Source organism: Streptomyces laurentii (genome assembly GCF_040635425.1).
Classification (GTDB): Bacteria; Actinomycetota; Actinomycetes; order Streptomycetales; family Streptomycetaceae; genus Streptomyces; species Streptomyces laurentii.
On record NZ_JBEYHT010000020.1, the window covers coordinates 24,911 to 40,841 of the forward strand.

The window sequence follows — 15,931 nt, forward strand, 5'->3', positions numbered from 1 at the left end:
GATGGTGGGCGGCGCGCACACGAACGAAGGGAGCGCCGTCATGGCAGCGGGAACCATCCGCTACTGGGCCGCGGCGAAGGCCGCGGCCGGGGTCGCCGAGGAGCCGTATACGGCCGGGACGCTCGCGGAGGCGCTGGCCGGCGCCCGTGAACGGCACCCCGGCGAGCTGGAGCGGGTCCTCGTCCGGTGTTCGTTCCTGATCGACGGCGACCCCGTGGGGACCCGCGCGCATGAGACCGTACGGCTGGCCGAGGGCGGCACGGTCGAGGTGCTCCCCCCGTTCGCAGGAGGGTGAACCGCACACCATGAGCAGTGATCAGCAGTATCCGTACGACCCCCAGCGCGCGCAGTACCCGCAGCATCCGCAGCACCCGCACGCGCCGGCGCATCCGCAGTACGGGGATGCCGAGGTCGCCCAGACGTGGGAGGGGCAGACCTGGGACACCCAGTACCAGCCGGTGGTGGGGCACCCGCAGGCGGCTGCGTATCCGCAGCAGATGCCTCAGGCGCCCCAGACACCCCAGATGCCTCAGCCGCCGCAGTCTCCTGACATGCAGGCGACGGCGTACATGGCGCCGGTGCAGGCGCATCAGCCGCAGGCTCCTCAGGCACCCCACGCCCCTCAGGTCCCGCAGTCTCCTGACATGCAGGCGACGGCGTACATGGCTCCCGTGCAGGCGCATCAGCCCCCGGTTGCTCAGGCCCCCCAGGCCCCTCAGGTCCCGCAGTCTCCTGACACGCAGGCGACGGCGTACATGGCGCCGGTCCATGCCCACCAGCCGCCGGCCCCGCAGCAGGTGTACCCGTCGCCGGCGACGGGTGGACACCCGCTGCCGCCCGAGGTCACGCAGGCGCCGTACGAGGCGCAGGCGCAGGCCCAGGCCCACGCGCAGGCTCCGGTGCAGGGCCACACGCCCTCCCACGCGCCCGCGCACGCCGGGGCTCCCGCGCCCGCCGGGCCCGACGCCGGCCCCGCGTACTCCAGCCCCACCACCTCCGGCGACACCCGGATCACCGACGCCCAGCGCGCCCGCGCCGAGGGCCGGTCGCCGATCATCGACCCCGGCATGCGGCCGGCCGCGATCACGGCGGGGCTCGGCGTCCTGCTGGCCGGCGGCGCCGTGCTCGGTTCGTACGGACTGCTCGTCCCGCTGGTCCTGCTCCAGGCGCTCACCGCCGCGGGCTGGTTCCGGCTCAACGGCATGTGGCCGGCCCGGCAGGGCATCGCCCTCGCCTTCCTCGGCGGCGTCGTCGCCGACGCGGCGCTGCTGGCCGCCGGCCGGGAGCACGCGGCCGGCGCGATCACCGGCACGCTCGGTGTCTGGGTACTGCTCACGGTGGTGCTCCAGCTGCGCAGCCACGCCGACCCGGACGAGCGGATGTACGGCCTGATGGCGACGGTCGCGTCGGCCGCCCTCGCGGTCCTGGCCACCGGCTACCTGGGCGCCGAGTCGGACGCGGTGGTCGCCGGGGCCCTCGCGGTCGCCGCCGGCACCCTCGCCCGCGCCGTGCCGCTGCCCGGCCCGGTCTCCGCGGTCGTCGCGCTGCTCGCGGCGGCGGCCGGCGGTCTGGCGGGCGGCGCGTTCACCGGCCTGGGCGCCTCCTCGGGCGCGTTGCTCGGCCTGGGCGCCGGAGTGTGCGCGCTGATCGGACTGCGGGCGGCCGCGTACGACTACCCGTCGCGGTTCGTGCATATGACGGCCGGTGTCGCACTGCCGCTCACCGCCGCCGTGCCCGCCGTCTACCTGCTGGGACGCGTCCTCGTGTAACTCTCCGGCATATGCCCCGGCCTATCCCCCGGCCTGTCCCGCGGCGGACCGTCCCGGGAGGCGCCCGGGGAACCGACCGGCCCTTTGACACGTCGATCTTGTGTCGGAGGGCCGGTTTTCTTTCCTAGGGATGGGGGCGAAGCGATGCGCGCACTGCGGGTGCTGCTGATCCTGGCGGTCGTGCTCGGCGGGATCCTCGTCGGCGTGGACCGGCTGGCGGTCGCGTACGTGGAGTCGGAGGCCGCCGGCAAGGTGCGGTTCGGGACCGTACGGCCGGAGTCGACGGACGTCGACATCAAGGGCTTCCCGTTCCTGACCCAGATCACCGGCCGGCGCTTCGACGAGGTCGACGTGAAGCTGACCGGAGTCCAGACCTCCGCCGGCGGCCAGTCCATCCGGATCGGCGAGCTGACCGCCGAGTTGCGCGACGTCACCCTGGACGGCGACTACGCCATCGACCGGGCCCGTACGGCCGACGGCACGGCCCTGATCGGGTACGACGACCTGGCCGCGGCCTCGGGCCACGAGGCGAAGGTGGAGTACGGCGAGGGCGGCAAGCTGAAGGTGACGGGCGGGGTCCGGGTCCTCGGCCGGATGATCACCCGCACCGTGACGTCCACGGTGACCCTGGTGAACGGGAACACCCTCCGGGTCCGGGCCGACTCGGTGCCCGGCGAGGGCATGCCGGGCCTGGAGCAGCTGATCCGGTCCCGCACGGACTTCGACCGGCGTGTCGAGGGCCTGCCGAAGGGCATGCGGCTGACGAAGGTGGAGCCGCGGCCGGACGGCCTGGCGGTGATGGTGGCGGGCGAGAACGTCGCCCTGACCGCGCCCTGAGCCGTACGTGGAGCCCTGAAAGTCTCCGGCCGGAGCCCCCGGAGCCCCCGGAGCCCCCGGAGCCCCCGGAGCCCCCGGAGCCCCCGGAGCCCACGGAGTCCCGAACGCCGGCCTGGGCACCCGCGCCCACCCGGGTCGGCCCTGCGCTCGCCCTGTCATGGCCTCGTTCTTGGCCTCCACCCTGCCCCGGTACGCCCCGTCCTGAGCGTGTTCCGGAGGCTTCCTCACCCCGCTCTGGCCCCGTCTCCCACCCCTCGCGGCCGTTTTCTTCCCGGATCCGCCCACATTTCGAGACAGAATCATCCGACCTGCAAAATCCGAGGTCGCGAGGGCAGGCGGCCGCCGGTCCGGGGAGGCTCCGCACCCTTTGTCCGTCTCGAATGACGGATTTTCGTGTCTCAAAATACGACACGCCGGTGACATGGCCGGATGCCGTCCCTACGATCGTCGGCATGGAGCGACATGCGGAACTCACGAAGCGGCGGGCAGTAGACCTGTGCCGCATCGCCGCCATGCTCTGTCGATCCGTCTGAGCGGGACGCACTTTCCCCGCCTTCCCCAGGTCCCACCCGTGATGTCGGGGCCACTTCGCGTAGCCGTACGCCGTCGGTCGCACATATGCCCGATGCGTACCCGCACCACCCCCGCACCACACCGCCGCACACTGCCCCGGAGGAGAACAGCATGGCTCGCAGCGACGTCCTGGTCGACGCCGACTGGGTCGAGGCCAACCTCGACAACCCCCAGGTCGCCCTCGTCGAGGTGGACGAGGACACGTCGATCTACGACCAGAACCACATCAAGAACGCGATCCGCATCGACTGGACGAAGGACCTCCAGGACCCGGTGCGCCGCGACTTCGTCGACCAGGAGGGCTTCGAGAAGCTCCTCTCGGCCAAGGGGATCGCCAACGACACGACCGTCGTCCTCTACGGCGGCAACAACAACTGGTTCGCCTCGTACGCGTTCTGGTACTTCAAGCTGTACGGCCACCAGGACGTCAAGCTGCTCGACGGCGGCCGCAAGAAGTGGGAGCTGGACGCCCGCGAGCTGGTCGACGGCTCCGAGGTCCCCAGCCGTCCGGCGACCGACTACAAGGCCCAGCCGCAGGACGCCTCGATCCGCGCCTTCCGCGACGACGTCGTGGACGCGATCGGCAAGCAGAACCTGGTCGACGTGCGGTCGCCCGACGAGTTCTCGGGCAAGCTGCTCGCCCCGGCGCACCTCCCGCAGGAGCAGTCGCAGCGCCCCGGCCACGTGCCCACCGCCAAGAGCATCCCGTGGTCGAAGAACGCCAACGACGACGGCACCTTCAAGTCGGACGAGGAGCTGGCCGCCCTCTACACCGCCGAGGGCGTGGATCTCGCCACGGACACCATCGCCTACTGCCGCATCGGCGAGCGCTCCGCGCTCACCTGGTTCGTCCTGCACGAGCTGCTCGGTGTCGACAACGTCAAGAACTACGACGGTTCGTGGACCGAGTACGGCTCCCTCGTGGGCGTGCCGATCGAGCTCGGCTCCGGCAAGTAGTCCCTCGCCTTCCTCCCCTTCGACGTAAGGAATCCCGACATGTGCGGAGCGCAGCCCGGCGGCCCCGACGCCTCGACGATCAAGCCCGGTGAGACCACGATCCAGGGTTACGTGACCAAGGACGGCCAGCCCGTCACCGGTTACGTGCGCCTCCTGGACGCGACCGGCGAGTTCACGGCCGAGGTCCCGACCTCGGCGACCGGCCAGTTCCGCTTCTACGCGGCCGAGGGCCAGTGGACCGTCCGTGCCCTGGTCCCCGGCGCCACCGGCGACCGCACGGTCGTCGCCCAGAAGGGCGGCTTGGCCGAGGTCGCCATCGCGCTGTGACGCGTACGTCGTGACGCGTGCGCGGTGACGCGCACACCGTGACGCGTACGCCGTCACGGCACTGAACGGCCGAAGGGCCGTGCCTCTGGGGGGTTGGACGCCGACCAGAACGTGGCACGGCCCTTCGGTCTGCCCGCGACCGGGCGCGGGGCGCGCGTCCGGTCGTACGCTGAAGGTGTGTACGCACGGCGTCGGCGCGTCTACTTCTGGATGATGGGCGCCTGCATGGTTCTCTTCGTGGGCGCCTTCGCCGTCGTGCGCCTTTTCTCGGTCCCCGCCGCCATCGCCATGTGCGTGGTCGCCATGCTCATCCCGCCGGTCGCCGCGATGGTCGCGAACCGGCGTGGCCCGGAGGACCGCTGGTGGGACGACCCGACCGGCGACAAGCAGTCCGACGAGTGGTGGGACGAGCTCGACGGCAAGAAGCGCCCGGATCGGAAGGACCGCGACCGGGACGAGTAGGGGCGGCCCTTGTCCATGCCCGTCGGTGCCTGCCCGTGCCCGCGTGTGCCTGCCCGGGGATCAGCGGATCAGTGGAAGATCCCCGTGAGACCGTCGCCGCCTTCCTCGCAGGTGAACGTGCCCGCACAGCACTGTTCCCATCCGGTGGGCGCGGCGATCAGAAGCAGCTGCGAGAACCGGTCATCGGCCGGCGTCCGCCCGCCCAGCCACAGCCCCAGGGGCTCCACGACGGTGTCGGTGCCCGGCGGGGAACCCGGGTGCCGCGGTTCCGGCAGCACGGACACGACGTCCCGGGCCGGATGCCCGAACAGGTCGACGCCGTCCCACACCACGGAGGTCGTCCGCCGCGCCGTCCCGGCGGGCGACCGGACGTCGATACGGACGGCGGCGAGGCGGTCCGTACGGCCCGGCCCGCCGCCGGCGACGGTCAGCATCACGTCGCCGAAGGTGGCGACGGTGTTCCAGAGGGGATCGAAGAGCACTCCGGACAGCCAGGCGTCGTGGGCGTGCCGGAGTTCCGGGTAGCCGGCGCGGGTCAAGGACGCGCACTGCGGTCCGCGATGGACCTGGGGCGCCGTGGCGAGCACGGGACCGGCCTCGGCGGGGCCCGTCCCGAACCGGAGCGTCCCGGCCCCGTCCGGCAGGGTCACGCCGACCCCCGGCAGCAGCTCCAGCATCACGTCCGCGTGTCTCCTTCGCCGTCGTCCCCGTCGTCCCCGTCGTCCCCGTCGTCCCCGTCCTCGTCGTTCTCGCCGTCCTCTTCTCCGGCTTCCTCGTCGTACCAGCCCTCGATCATCCCGACGAGCCGTTCGTCGATCGGCTCGCCCATCTCGTCGTCCTCGGCGACCAGCCGGCGCAGGGTGTTCAGCGGGTACCAGTGCTCGCCGGGACCGGCCCCGGGCGCGCCCACGCAGGGGGTGTCGAGCAGTCCCGGCGCCTCCGTCTCGCCGTAGAACGGCGGCAGTTCGCCGGTGTCGAAGTCCGGCTCGAACGTCCACACCCACCCCTTGCGGCGGCACAGGACGTCGCCGATGTACCAGACGGCTCCCTGGACGAAGGGGGTACGGCGCTGCCGGGTGATCTCCTCCGGACCGGCGTACGTCGCGCGGACCAGGTCCTCCAGGGCGTCCAGGGACGCGTCGGAGTGGTCGAACGGGTGGGCGCCCGCGGCCTCGTGGGCCCAGCGCGTGAAATCGGTCCGCCGTTCGTCCAGCCACGCCAGGAGGCCGGGGTGGCGGGTCGCGTCGTAGGCGTCGTGCTCATGGGGCGCGGGCATGCCCGAAACCGTACCGAACGCCGTCGCCGATCGTCGCGACATGCCGAGGCAACAACCCCTTGGCCACGGCGGGTTGGCGGAATCTAGGGTGTGGGCCGGCGGACGGAGGCGGGACGCGGGGGCCCCTGCCTGGTCCGTCCGCGCACGAACCGTGTCCCGCGGCCCCCACCACCATGGGACAGTCTGTGAGTACGTCGAGTACGGCGCGTACGACGAGCGCATCGAGCGCATCGAGCGCATCGAGCACATCAAGCACGGCGAGTACACCGGGTGCATCCCTGCGGCAGCGCCTGAGGTGGCGCCTTTCCGCCGCGCTGGCGGTCGTCTCCTCGGCCGGAATGCTGCTGATCGGCCTGCCCGGCGCGGCGTCCGCCGCACCCGGTGACACGGCGAAGATCACCACGGGCAGCCGGTGCGACACGATGCACCTGAAGAAGGCCTATCCGCGCACCCCGAAGCAGTCCGGTGCGCCGAGCGAGCAGCACCACTGGACGAGAACGTCCCGGCTCCGAACGCCGGCGAGATGGCGGCGGTCACCGGCACACGTGCCGACATCGACAAGTGGGACGCGGCGTACGAGTCCTCCCGGAACCCGGAGGACATGCGCAAGGCGATCTACTCCCGCTACAAGCGCCACCGGGGCCAGTCCAATCAGCCCAAGCCGTTCGCGTCCTGGATGGTCAACCTGATCAGCGCCCAGGTCAGCGGGCAGAAGGGCGGTGTCTTCGAGACCAAGGCCGTCCAGGACTTCAATCTCGTCGGCCCTGCGGCACAACGACGCGCAGTACGACTTCACGAAGTCGCGGATGACGATGTTCACCAGCGAGAAGCCCAACCGGGCGACCCTGCGCGACTATCAGGCCGAGAACGCCCGGCTGCGGACCGAGCGCGGGACGGTCGGCAACCCGATCCGGATCGCCGAACGGCGGGCGACTGCCGCGGGGTTGTGGCCGGACACGCCGTACAAGAAGACCGACCCGAACTTCGCCGCGCTGGGGAAGAACGGCACGCAGGGCCCGCTCGACTCCCTTGCCCGCGAGTCGGGGAAGACCCCGGCGGAGGCGAAGCGGCTCCAGGACGAGTACAACCGCGACAACACCCGGTCGGCGCTCGGCCGTGGCCCCGGCGGTGTCGACTTCTCCACCCTTGAGCTCCAGTACGTCGGCAATCCGGTCAAGGGCAAGGGCCTGGACTACTCGATGAAGGCCGACCTCATGCCGGACGAGGACGAGAACCCGGGCTGGGGCGGCCAGGCCAAACTGGAGATGGCCTCCGACGCGTTCTTCACCTGGCTGGCGCTGTCCCCGGACCGGATGTGGGTGAACCTGAACCCGGACCAGCCCGACACGATCATGGACGAGGGCTTCTCGAAGACGGACACCGGCAGGACCCTGCTGGAGGCCGACATGGAGATGAAGCGGGACTGGTCCCGTGCCCTGGACCCGAAGAAGTCCCCGGGCAAGGAGTTCATGGCCGCGCTGCCGCAGGTCGACGGCGTCCCGTGCTGGGGCCCCGGCCGCAACTGGATCGTCCCCGGCCCCGCGAAGGTGCGCGAGCAGGACGGCGGCATCTACATCCTCGACGCCCCGCTCCTCGTCCATCACGCGCCGATGGACTTCACCACCCCGGGTCCCGGCGAGCGCTGCGACACGAAGCTGACGCGGGAGCAGAAGGACGCCGGCGTTCGCCTGATGAAGCAGTGGATCATGCCCGCGGTCCAGGAGAAGGTCAACCACGACCCGAAGTACGCCGACCTGCGGCGCGTCTACACCTCGCGCGTCGCGGCGGAGTGGATCCGGCAGCAGGACGCGAAGAAGGCCACCGACTTCCACGCGATCACCGACAGCGACGACCTCCGGCGGTGGCCGCTGCGCGGTGAGAACAAGGGCTGGGACAAGCGCACGGTGTGGGAGCGGATGCGCAAGTCCTTCACCGAGGGCGAGTTCCAGTACGAGTGGCCCTCCGGCGGCACCATCTACACCTACACGGTGGGCGGCGTCGACTTCTCCCAGGCGCCCAAGAAGAACATCTCCGGTACGGAGTTCACCGCGCGGCATCGTGAACTCCCGCGCACCACGAAGGACTCGGTCCGGGCCCAGACGTCCGCCCGGGACACGGACACCGCGTTCCTCGGCGGGAGCGGGTCGGTGCCGGCCGGCGAGGGCGGTCCCGGACCGACTCCGAAGCCCACCCCGACTCCGACTCCGACGTCCACCGCGAAGCCGGCGCCGAAGCCGACCGACGGGGGGACGCCGGCTCCGAAGCCGACGGCTTCGGGCCCGACGGCCGGGCCCGCTCACCCGTCCGCCCACGCGCCCGCGCCGACGGGCCGTGACGGCAGCCTGGCCCACACCGGTTCGAGCGCGCCGGTCGGCCTGATCGCGGTCCTCGCCGCGGCCGCCCTGGTGGCGGGTGGTGCCCTGGTCCGGTGGCGCCGCCGGACCCGCGCCACGAGCTGACCGGCCCACCCGGACAGCTGAGAGCCGAGGGCCGAGAGCCGAGGGCCGAGAGCCGAGGGCCGAGAGCCGAGGGCCGAAGGGGGCCTCCCGTACGTCGGGAGGCTCCCTTTCGTGTGAGGCCGGGGGTTGTCTCCCTGCCCCCCTGCTCTGCTACCTTCGCCCGCATGTTCCTTTTCCGTGCATAGGAGTCCGCGCTGCCGCGCCCCCTCACCGGGCGTGGCCTTCGCCGTCCTCCCCGCACGCGTGCGCGCGCCGTCGTACCGGCGCGCGACCTTTCCAAGGAACACCCCCATGTCTTCGCCTACAGCGGCGCCGTCGTACGCGGCCGTGCTGCGAACTCCCCATGCCTGCCGTACGTTCGGTGCCGCCCTGCTGGGCCGGCTCTCCTACGGAGTGGCCCCGCTCTCCCTGGTCCTGGCGGTCAAAGAGGCCACCGGTTCCTACGCCGTGGCGGGCGGCACCATGGCCGTCTTCGGCCTGACCGGAGTCTTTCTCTCCCCTGCCCGCGCCCGTCTGATCGACCGGTACGGGCCGCGCCGTGTGCTGCCGCTCATGGCCTCCGTGTACGCGGTGCTGCTCACCGTCCTGGCCGGCGCGACCGCGTGGTCCGGCGGGTCGGCGGTCCTGCTGACCGTCCTGTCCGCCGCCGCCGGTGCCACCACGCCCCCGCTCGGCCCGGTCATGCGGACGCTGTGGAGCACGCTGGTCCCCGACCGGCCGCTGCTGCAGCGCGCGTACAGCCTGGACGGAGTCGCCGAGGAACTCCTGTTCGTCACCGGACCGCTGCTGGTGGGCGTCCTGATGAAGGTCGCCGCGCCGTCGGCGGGCCTGGCCGTGAGCGCCGTACTCGTCCTGGCGGGGGCGCTCCTGCTGGTCGCGTCCCCGGCGGTCGACGGCTGGGGAACGGCGGGGCAGGCCGCCACGGCGCCGGAAGGACCGGAGGAGCCGGAGGGACCGGAAGGGCCGGAAGGGCCGTTCCAGGGGACCCCTCCCCGCGCGAGATCCCGCCTCGCGGGCGGCGGTTCGGGACTGAGGCGGGCGATCGCCGTCACCGCCGGGCTCGGGATGGGCCTGGGATCACTGGACCTGCTCGTGATCGCCTTCGCCGAGGAACACCGGGCCGCTCACACGATTCCGTGGATCATGGCCGCGCTGTCCGCGGGCAGCGCCGTCGGGGGCCTCGCCTACGGCGCCGTCTCCTGGCGCGTCTCCGGCCGCCACCGCGTCTCGGCGCTCGCGCTCGCCCTGGGACTCGTCATGGCCGCCACCGGCTTCGCGCCGCATCCGTACGTGCTCATCGCCGGGGCGGCGCTGGGCGGACTGTTCGTGGCCCCCGCGCTCACGACGGCGTATCTGATCGCCGACGAGTGCGCCGGCCCGGGGGCCCGTACGACCGCGGGCGCGTGGGTCAACACCGCGTTCAACGCCGGTTCGTCGGGTTCGACGGCTGCGGTCGGGCTGCTGGTCGGGCATATGCCTCTGCCCGCACTGTTCATCCTTGCCGCGGCTCCGGTCGTGCTGTCCGCCGGGGCGACGCTGATCCCGTCGCGTCGGTAGGCCGTCGGTTGGCCGTCGGTAGGCCGTCGGCAGGTGCCGGTCCGCCTTACGCGGTGCGGCGCCTTCTCAACGCGGCGAGCCAGTCACGGACTTGCTCGTCGTCGTACAGGAAGGCGCCGTCCGGGCCGCCGGGGAGGTCGATTCCGTGCAGGAGTCCGAGCGCCCACCAGGAGACGTCGTCCCAGGCCAGGTCGTCATATGCCATCCACCGCGCGGCCCAGCGGTCGGCCTCGTCACGGGTCAGACGGCCTTCGACGAGCGCGACGAAGCGTTCCTCGATCTCGTCGAGCGTCGGCCGGTGCACGGAAGCGGAAGCGGATCTAGTAGACGAGCGCCTGGGTCTCGTCCGCCATCGCCTCCTGGACGAAGACCTGCGCGCCCGCGATGCGGACACCCTCGATCACGTCGTCCTCGGTGATCTCGCGACGCGTCGCGCACTGCGTGCACAGGGTGAGGGTGCCGCCCGCCAGGATCGAGTCGATCAGGTCCGGCAGCGGCGCGGCGTGCGGAAGCTCGAACTCCGCCGCCCGGCCCGGCAGCGCGAACCACGAGGACTCGCCGGTCAGCCACAGCGAGACCTCGACCCCGCTGGCGACGGCGACGGCGGCCACCGTGAAGGCCTGGGAGCAGCGTTCGGGGGCGTCGGCCCCGGCGGTCACCTTGATCACGAGCTTCTTCGCCATATACCGAACTGTAATGCGGGTGAAGGCAACCTCCCGCACTACCCACGGGTCAGCAGGGTGCGCGGATGACGGAATCCGCGATTCTCGTCCAGGCCGGGGACACGCTCGCCCTGGTCGTGCAGTCCCGCAAGGGCGGCGTGGAGACCGTCCCGTTCCGGCAGACGGTGATCCTGCAGACCCAGCTCCTGGGCTGATCACCCATAGGGGATCCGTACGAGACCCACCTCACCGAGAGGGCCGTCCCCCCGCCGACTAAGCTGGGGGCCGGCCCGTACTGCCTTCATGCTCATCGAGGAGCACCAAGTGATCGTCTTCTTCGAAACGCTGCTCGCGCTCGTCTGCGTCGCGGTCCTCGCCTTCGCCGGCCTGGCCGTGAAGAAGCTTTACCAGGGCCAGCGCTGACCCATCGGCGCTCCGCAGCGTCCGGACCCGTCGCGCCCGCCCCCGTCCCCGCCCAGACCAGACACAGATCGCCTGAGCCGCCCATGATCGAGATCCCGTCCGACCTCAACCCGGCCCTCGTCCCCCTCGCGTTCCTGCTGGGCACGTGGGAGGGCGCGGGTGTGTCCGACTTCCCCGGCGCCGAGAAGTGCAACTTCGGCCAGTCCGTGACGTTCAGCCACGACGGCCGTGACTTCCTCGAGTACCACTCGCACTCCTGGGTCCTGGACGCCGAGGGCAACCAGATCCGCCCGCTGGAGAGCGAGAGCGGCTACTGGCGCATCGACAAGGACCGCAACGTCGAGATCGTCATGGTCCGCGACCAGGGCATCGTCGAGGTCTGGTACGGCGAGCTGGCCGACCAGAAGCCGCAGATCGACATCGCGACGGACGCCGTCGCCCGCACCGGCGCCTCCGGCCCGTACAGCGGCGGCAAGCGCCTCTACGGCTACGTCAAGGGCGACCTGATGTGGGTCGGCGAGAAGGCCACCCCCGAGGTCCCGCTGCGCCCCTACATGTCGGCGCACCTGAAGAAGGTCGTCACCCCGGAGGACGTCGCCGAGATGGCCCGCAACCTCCCGGACATGCCGGACGACGGCATCGCCTTCTTCAAGTAGGTCCCGCGGCACCATACGGACAGCCCCCATGAGGCCCGTCGACTCCGGTCGGCGGGCCTCATGGGGTTGCCGTCACCCAGAAGGGTTCACAAAATGCAGAGCACAAGGGGTTCGGTAAGCGGAAACCCCCGGCCGCATAGCGCGTGGCCGGGGGTTTCATAAGCCGTGCTCCAAGGGGCATGCCGTGGCAGAGGCGATCCCGAAGCTTCCACGGGAAGCCTATCGCCCGCTGTCCTGGCAACCGGTGACGCCCGTATCCTCGGCCGGGTCGGACTGGTCACCAAACGCGAAGACGGCCGGCTTGCCGGACACCGGGAGAGGAGGGAGTCGACCGAGGCCGTCGCGGACCCGGATCGCCCTCCTACACTGGGGGCGTGGTGAGCACCGACTGGAAGAGCGACCTGCGGCAGCGCGGCTACCGGCTGACGCCCCAGCGCCAGCTTGTCCTGGAGGCCGTCGACGCGCTCGAACACGCGACGCCCGACGACATCCTCTGCGAGGTCCGCAAGACCGCGTCCGGCGTCAACATCTCCACCGTCTACCGGACCCTGGAGCTCCTGGAGGAGCTCGGGCTGGTCAGCCACGCCCATCTGGGGCACGGGGCGCCGACGTACCACCTCGCCGACCGGCACCACCATCTCCACCTCGTGTGCCGGGACTGCTCGGACGTCATCGAGGCGGACGTGGAGGTCGCCGCCGGGTTCACCGGGAAGCTCCGGGAGACCTTCGGCTTCGAGACCGACATGAAGCACTTCGCGATCTTCGGGCAGTGCCGGGACTGCGCGCGGAAGGCCGCCGGCGAGGAGTCGTAGGCTTTTCCCATGTCCCTGAAGAGCCCTCTGCTGTCCCTGCCCGGCGCCGTTCCCGCCGAAGGCCGCGACGAAGGTGTCGCCGCGCACTACGGCGACCTGTTCCGCGAGCAGCGGACCCTCGCCGACGGCACCGGTTTCGTCGACCTCTCCCACCACGGCGTCGTCACCGTCACCGGCGACGACCGGCTGAGCTGGCTGCACCTGCTGCTCACCCAGCACGTCAGCGACCTCCCGCCGGGCCAGGCCACCGACGCGCTGATCCTCTCCGCGAACGGGCACATCGAACACGCCCTGTACCTCGTCGACGACGGCGAGACGGTGTGGGCGCACGTGGAGCCCGGGACGCGCGAGGCGCTCGTCGCGTACCTGGAGTCGATGAAGTTCTTCTACCGGGTCGAGGTCGCCGACCGTACCGACGACTTCGCCGTCGTCCACCTCCCGGCCGGCTCGATCGCCGCCGTGCCCGAGGGCGTGGTCGTACGGGAGACGGCGCACGGCCGCGACCTGTTCCTGCCGCGCGCGGACCTGACGGACTTCGCGGCCGCGCACGGGCCGGCCGCCGGCATCCTCGCGTACGAGGCGCTGCGGGTCGAGGCGCACCGGCCGCGGCTCGGGTTCGAGACCGACCACCGGACCATCCCGCACGAGATCGGCCTGATCGGCAGCGCCGTGCACCTCCAGAAGGGCTGCTACCGCGGCCAGGAGACGGTCGCCCGCGTCCACAACCTGGGGAGGCCGCCGCGCCGCCTGGTCTTCCTGCACCTGGACGGCAGCGAGGTCCACCTGCCGGCCCACGGCGACCCGATCCGCCTCGCCGCCGACGGCCCGGAGGGCCGCCAGCTGGGCTTCGTCACGACCTCGGCGCGCCACCACGAGCTGGGGCCGATCGCGCTCGCGCTGGTGAAGCGGAACGTGCCGGTGGACGCCGAGCTGGTCGCGGGCACGACGGCCGCGGCGCAGGAGACGATCGTCGAGCCGTAGGGCCCGCTTTCGGGGGCGCGTGGGCGCCTCAGCCCGTCGGGTACGTCGACACCGAGATCGCGGTGTGCGAGCCGAGCGGGGTGACCTGCACAGTCACCCCGTCGTGGCCCCGCCGGGCCACGATGTTGGCGCTGTAGTCGCCCACGTACTTCGAGATGGTCTTCCACCCGTCCCGGCTGAGCGCGTCCGCGTAGAAGTCGCCGACCTGCTTCACCGAGTCGTCGGTGCTCAGGAGCGTGGTCGAGCCGGTGTGCCGGGTCTGGGTGGCGCCGGGGTAGAGCGGCACCCCGCGGTCCGCCGTGGCCGTCGCGGTCGAGGTGGGGCTGGCGGCGGGGGCCGGGTTCGAGTTCCCGCACGCGACGCCGAGCGCCAGTACGGTGGCGACTCCGCCCGCCGCCGCGACGGTCCGCAGCGCCTTGCTTCTCACGGCATCTCCTCAGGGCTCGTCCGTCGGCCTCCCCCTGGACCAGTGCCTCTCCCATCTTCACGAGGCTCCCGGGCCCGGCAACCGGGGCCGCCGCCGGGCAGCGGCCCTTCGAATGCGCCGTTCGGGTGCCATCGCTACGGGGTCAGGGCGCGGCCTCCGCCGAAGGCTCCGGCCTCGCCCGGTCGGGGTCGGGGTCGGGGTCGGGCTCGGGCTCGGTGGCGTGGAGCAGGAACCACACGCTCTTGGACGTCTCGTCCGAGACGACCGACCAGCAGTCGGCGAGGGCGTCGACCAGTTCGAGCCCGCGCCCCGAGGTTGCGAGCGTGTACGGGTCCGCCGGCTGCGGCTGCGGCTGCGGCTGCGGCTGCGGCTCGCGGTCCGGGGAGTCGTCGTGGACGCGGACGAGCACGTGTCCGGCGGCGAAGGACACCTCGACCGTGATCACCTGCGAACGCGTGTGCCGGTGGACGTTCGTGACCAGCTCCGAGGTGCAGAGTTCGGCACGGTCTTGGAGGAGTGGATGCCCGTTGCCCCGGAGCAGGTCGGCCACCCAATGGCGGGCGAGGGCAGCGGAGTTGGCTCGGTTCGGGCCGGTGAACCAGTAGGTCACGGGCGGGTCGGGGTGTGGAGCAGGAGCTACGAGGAGTGCGTTCCGCATGTCGTCTCCCAACGCGGTAGGACTCGCGCCTGCCTTGCGTGGCTTGGCCGTTCGGGGAGGTGATGGCCACAAGGGCGCGTGTCACGGCTGCACTTCGGAGGCGGGGCGCTGTGCTGCCAGGACTGTAGGGGGCATATATGCTCCGTAGCAAGTGTGCCCCCCTCTCCTGGTGGTGCAAGGTGGACCCAAGGCGCTGTTACGCGGCAGACTCGGGTCAACGACAGGGGAAGGGAACAATGCCACCGAGGGATAACCCGACCGCACGGCAGCAGCGACTTGGCGCCGAGCTGAGGAAGCTGCGTGATCGAGCGGGTAGGACTGCGCGCGAGGCCGCTGGCCTTCTCTCGACCGACCAGGCGAAGGTGAGCCATATCGAGGCGGGTCGAATCGGTGTGAGCGTCGAACGCATTCGACGCCTGGCCACGTTCTACCAGTGCGACAACGAGCCGCTGGTCGAAGCCCTGTGCGCGATAGCGCTGGAGTATCGCGGGCAGCATTGGTTCGACGACTTCCGAGGGAAGCTGGACCCGGCCTGGCTGAATATCGCGGAACTTGAACACCATGCGGTGTCCATGCGATCCATGCAGAGCATCACCCTTCCCGGCCCCTTTCAGACCGAGAACTACGCTCGGGCACTGTTCTCGGGTGTCAATCCGAAGCTCCCCGAGGATGAGATCGAGGCTCGCGTCGAGCACCGGCTGAAGCGGTTCACGATCTTCGAGCGCGAAGAGCCGCCGCAGTACATAGCCATCGTCCACGAGGCCGCGCTGCGCATGCGTTTCGGTGGTCGGAAAGTCGTGCGCGAACAGCTTGAATACCTGATCGAGGTCTCAAGGCTGCCGACGGTGCACGTTCGCGTCATCCCGTTCACGAGTGAGGATTTCATCGAGGTGACGCAGCCGGTCTTGTATGCCAGCGGCCCGGTTCCCGAGCTGGACACGGTTCAGATCGACAGTGCTTTCGGCGGGCGCTTCCTGGACGCGGAGGCCGAGTTGAAGAAATACCGGACCCTGCTCGAAATCGCCGAGCATGCCTCGCTCGACCCGGAGGGGTCGCGGGGACTCATCCATCACATCGCAAGGGAACTGTGAGAAA

General features: G+C 71.2%; 19 protein-coding genes. 13 read left to right on the forward strand and 6 right to left on the reverse strand.

Going from position 1 to position 15,931, the window contains the following annotated elements; all coding sequences use genetic code 11:
- The first annotated feature begins 40 nt into the window (after positions 1-40).
- From ABZ693_RS15255 to ABZ693_RS15280, 6 genes are all read left to right on the forward strand, one after another.
- A complete protein-coding gene (locus ABZ693_RS15255) occupies positions 41-295 on the forward strand; it encodes a MoaD/ThiS family protein (RefSeq protein WP_359876593.1) in 255 nt (84 codons plus the stop codon).
- 10 nt (positions 296-305) lie between these two features.
- A complete protein-coding gene (locus ABZ693_RS15260) occupies positions 306-1,769 on the forward strand; it encodes a hypothetical protein (RefSeq protein WP_359876595.1) in 1,464 nt (487 codons plus the stop codon).
- Positions 1,770-1,913: 144 nt separating this feature from the next.
- Positions 1,914-2,606 (forward strand): LmeA family phospholipid-binding protein, encoded by a 693-nt coding sequence (locus ABZ693_RS15265; protein ID WP_359876597.1) that lies wholly within the window; start codon positions 1,914-1,916, stop codon positions 2,604-2,606.
- A 684-nt stretch (positions 2,607-3,290) separates the two neighbouring features.
- A complete protein-coding gene (locus ABZ693_RS15270) occupies positions 3,291-4,136 on the forward strand; it encodes a sulfurtransferase (protein WP_359876599.1) in 846 nt (281 codons plus the stop codon).
- Positions 4,137-4,175: 39 nt separating this feature from the next.
- Positions 4,176-4,463: a DUF1416 domain-containing protein gene (locus ABZ693_RS15275; protein ID WP_359876600.1), complete on the forward strand. Its 288-nt coding sequence runs from the start codon at positions 4,176-4,178 to the stop codon at positions 4,461-4,463.
- Positions 4,464-4,640: 177 nt separating this feature from the next.
- Positions 4,641-4,925 (forward strand): DUF3099 domain-containing protein, encoded by a 285-nt coding sequence (locus ABZ693_RS15280; protein WP_359876602.1) that lies wholly within the window; start codon positions 4,641-4,643, stop codon positions 4,923-4,925.
- 68 nt (positions 4,926-4,993) lie between these two features.
- Here the strand turns inward: ABZ693_RS15280 and ABZ693_RS15285 are convergent, their stop codons facing one another.
- Complete coding sequence (locus ABZ693_RS15285; RefSeq protein WP_359876604.1) at positions 4,994-5,605, reverse strand: hypothetical protein; 612 nt, start codon at positions 5,603-5,605, stop codon at positions 4,994-4,996.
- Positions 5,602-6,201, reverse strand: a complete 600-nt coding sequence (locus tag ABZ693_RS15290; protein ID WP_359876606.1) for a hypothetical protein — start codon at positions 6,199-6,201, stop codon at positions 5,602-5,604. The genes ABZ693_RS15285 and ABZ693_RS15290 overlap by 4 nt, the downstream gene beginning before the upstream one ends.
- Positions 6,202-7,007: 806 nt before the next feature.
- Here ABZ693_RS15290 and ABZ693_RS15295 point away from each other — a divergent pair.
- Together ABZ693_RS15295 and ABZ693_RS15300 are read left to right on the forward strand one after the other, a co-directional pair.
- The gene (locus ABZ693_RS15295) at positions 7,008-8,660 is read left to right on the forward strand and encodes a hypothetical protein (protein WP_359876608.1); all 1,653 of its coding nucleotides are present in this window, start codon (positions 7,008-7,010) and stop codon (positions 8,658-8,660) included.
- Between the two features lie 291 nt (positions 8,661-8,951).
- Positions 8,952-10,217, forward strand: coding sequence for an MFS transporter (locus ABZ693_RS15300; protein ID WP_359876610.1), 1,266 nt, complete (start codon positions 8,952-8,954; stop codon positions 10,215-10,217).
- 46 nt (positions 10,218-10,263) lie between these two features.
- Here ABZ693_RS15300 and ABZ693_RS15305 read toward each other — a convergent pair whose 3' ends face one another.
- Together ABZ693_RS15305 and ABZ693_RS15310 are read right to left on the reverse strand one after the other, a co-directional pair.
- On the reverse strand, positions 10,264-10,521 hold the full coding sequence (locus tag ABZ693_RS15305; RefSeq protein ID WP_359876612.1) for a YxzC family protein: 258 nt from the start codon (positions 10,519-10,521) through the stop codon (positions 10,264-10,266).
- A gap of 16 nt (positions 10,522-10,537) precedes the next feature.
- A complete protein-coding gene (locus ABZ693_RS15310) occupies positions 10,538-10,900 on the reverse strand; it encodes a DsrE family protein (RefSeq protein WP_359876614.1) in 363 nt (120 codons plus the stop codon).
- A gap of 65 nt (positions 10,901-10,965) precedes the next feature.
- On the opposite strand from ABZ693_RS15310, the gene ABZ693_RS15315 reads away from it, so the two are divergent.
- The 4 genes from ABZ693_RS15315 to ygfZ all read left to right on the forward strand — a co-directional run bounded on the left by ABZ693_RS15315 (position 10,966) and on the right by ygfZ (position 13,751).
- Complete coding sequence (locus ABZ693_RS15315; protein WP_359876739.1) at positions 10,966-11,094, forward strand: hypothetical protein; 129 nt, start codon at positions 10,966-10,968, stop codon at positions 11,092-11,094.
- Between the two features lie 291 nt (positions 11,095-11,385).
- Positions 11,386-11,958: a heme-binding beta-barrel domain-containing protein gene (locus ABZ693_RS15320; RefSeq protein WP_359876616.1), complete on the forward strand. Its 573-nt coding sequence runs from the start codon at positions 11,386-11,388 to the stop codon at positions 11,956-11,958.
- 374 nt (positions 11,959-12,332) lie between these two features.
- The gene (locus ABZ693_RS15325; protein WP_359876617.1) at positions 12,333-12,770 is read left to right on the forward strand and encodes a Fur family transcriptional regulator; all 438 of its coding nucleotides are present in this window, start codon (positions 12,333-12,335) and stop codon (positions 12,768-12,770) included.
- A gap of 15 nt (positions 12,771-12,785) precedes the next feature.
- Positions 12,786-13,751 carry a CAF17-like 4Fe-4S cluster assembly/insertion protein YgfZ gene (gene ygfZ / locus ABZ693_RS15330; protein WP_359876729.1) on the forward strand — a complete coding sequence of 322 codons (966 nt, stop codon included), beginning with the start codon at positions 12,786-12,788 and terminating at the stop codon, positions 13,749-13,751.
- A gap of 28 nt (positions 13,752-13,779) precedes the next feature.
- Here ygfZ and ABZ693_RS15335 read toward each other — a convergent pair whose 3' ends face one another.
- Both ABZ693_RS15335 and ABZ693_RS15340 read right to left on the reverse strand, forming a co-directional pair.
- On the reverse strand, positions 13,780-14,178 hold the full coding sequence (locus ABZ693_RS15335; protein ID WP_359876618.1) for a hypothetical protein: 399 nt from the start codon (positions 14,176-14,178) through the stop codon (positions 13,780-13,782).
- A gap of 142 nt (positions 14,179-14,320) precedes the next feature.
- Positions 14,321-14,836, reverse strand: coding sequence for an ATP-binding protein (locus tag ABZ693_RS15340; RefSeq protein WP_359876619.1), 516 nt, complete (start codon positions 14,834-14,836; stop codon positions 14,321-14,323).
- A gap of 236 nt (positions 14,837-15,072) precedes the next feature.
- Here ABZ693_RS15340 and ABZ693_RS15345 point away from each other — a divergent pair, with 236 nt between their 5' ends.
- Positions 15,073-15,927 carry a helix-turn-helix domain-containing protein gene (locus ABZ693_RS15345; protein ID WP_359876621.1) on the forward strand — a complete coding sequence of 285 codons (855 nt, stop codon included), beginning with the start codon at positions 15,073-15,075 and terminating at the stop codon, positions 15,925-15,927.
- Positions 15,928-15,931: the final 4 nt, after the last annotated feature.

Excerpts from the sequence above, each read along its gene's own strand:
- ABZ693_RS15310 (WP_359876614.1), bottom strand. The coding sequence starts at position 10,900 with ATGGCGAAGAAGCTCGTGATCAAGGTGACCGCCGGGGCCGACGCCCCC.
- ABZ693_RS15255 (WP_359876593.1), top strand. The coding sequence starts at position 41 with ATGGCAGCGGGAACCATCCGCTACTGGGCCGCGGCGAAGGCCGCGGCC.
- ABZ693_RS15340 (WP_359876619.1), bottom strand. The coding sequence starts at position 14,836 with ATGCGGAACGCACTCCTCGTAGCTCCTGCTCCACACCCCGACCCGCCC.
- ABZ693_RS15260 (WP_359876595.1), top strand. The coding sequence starts at position 306 with ATGAGCAGTGATCAGCAGTATCCGTACGACCCCCAGCGCGCGCAGTAC.
- ABZ693_RS15265 (WP_359876597.1), top strand. The coding sequence starts at position 1,914 with ATGCGCGCACTGCGGGTGCTGCTGATCCTGGCGGTCGTGCTCGGCGGG.
- ABZ693_RS15290 (WP_359876606.1), bottom strand. The coding sequence starts at position 6,201 with ATGCCCGCGCCCCATGAGCACGACGCCTACGACGCGACCCGCCACCCC.
- ABZ693_RS15315 (WP_359876739.1), top strand. The coding sequence starts at position 10,966 with ATGACGGAATCCGCGATTCTCGTCCAGGCCGGGGACACGCTCGCCCTG.
- ABZ693_RS15345 (WP_359876621.1), top strand. The coding sequence starts at position 15,073 with ATGCCACCGAGGGATAACCCGACCGCACGGCAGCAGCGACTTGGCGCC.
- ABZ693_RS15275 (WP_359876600.1), top strand. The coding sequence starts at position 4,176 with ATGTGCGGAGCGCAGCCCGGCGGCCCCGACGCCTCGACGATCAAGCCC.
- ABZ693_RS15300 (WP_359876610.1), top strand. The coding sequence starts at position 8,952 with ATGTCTTCGCCTACAGCGGCGCCGTCGTACGCGGCCGTGCTGCGAACT.
- ABZ693_RS15320 (WP_359876616.1), top strand. The coding sequence starts at position 11,386 with ATGATCGAGATCCCGTCCGACCTCAACCCGGCCCTCGTCCCCCTCGCG.
- ABZ693_RS15295 (WP_359876608.1), top strand. The coding sequence starts at position 7,008 with ATGACGATGTTCACCAGCGAGAAGCCCAACCGGGCGACCCTGCGCGAC.
- ABZ693_RS15270 (WP_359876599.1), top strand. The coding sequence starts at position 3,291 with ATGGCTCGCAGCGACGTCCTGGTCGACGCCGACTGGGTCGAGGCCAAC.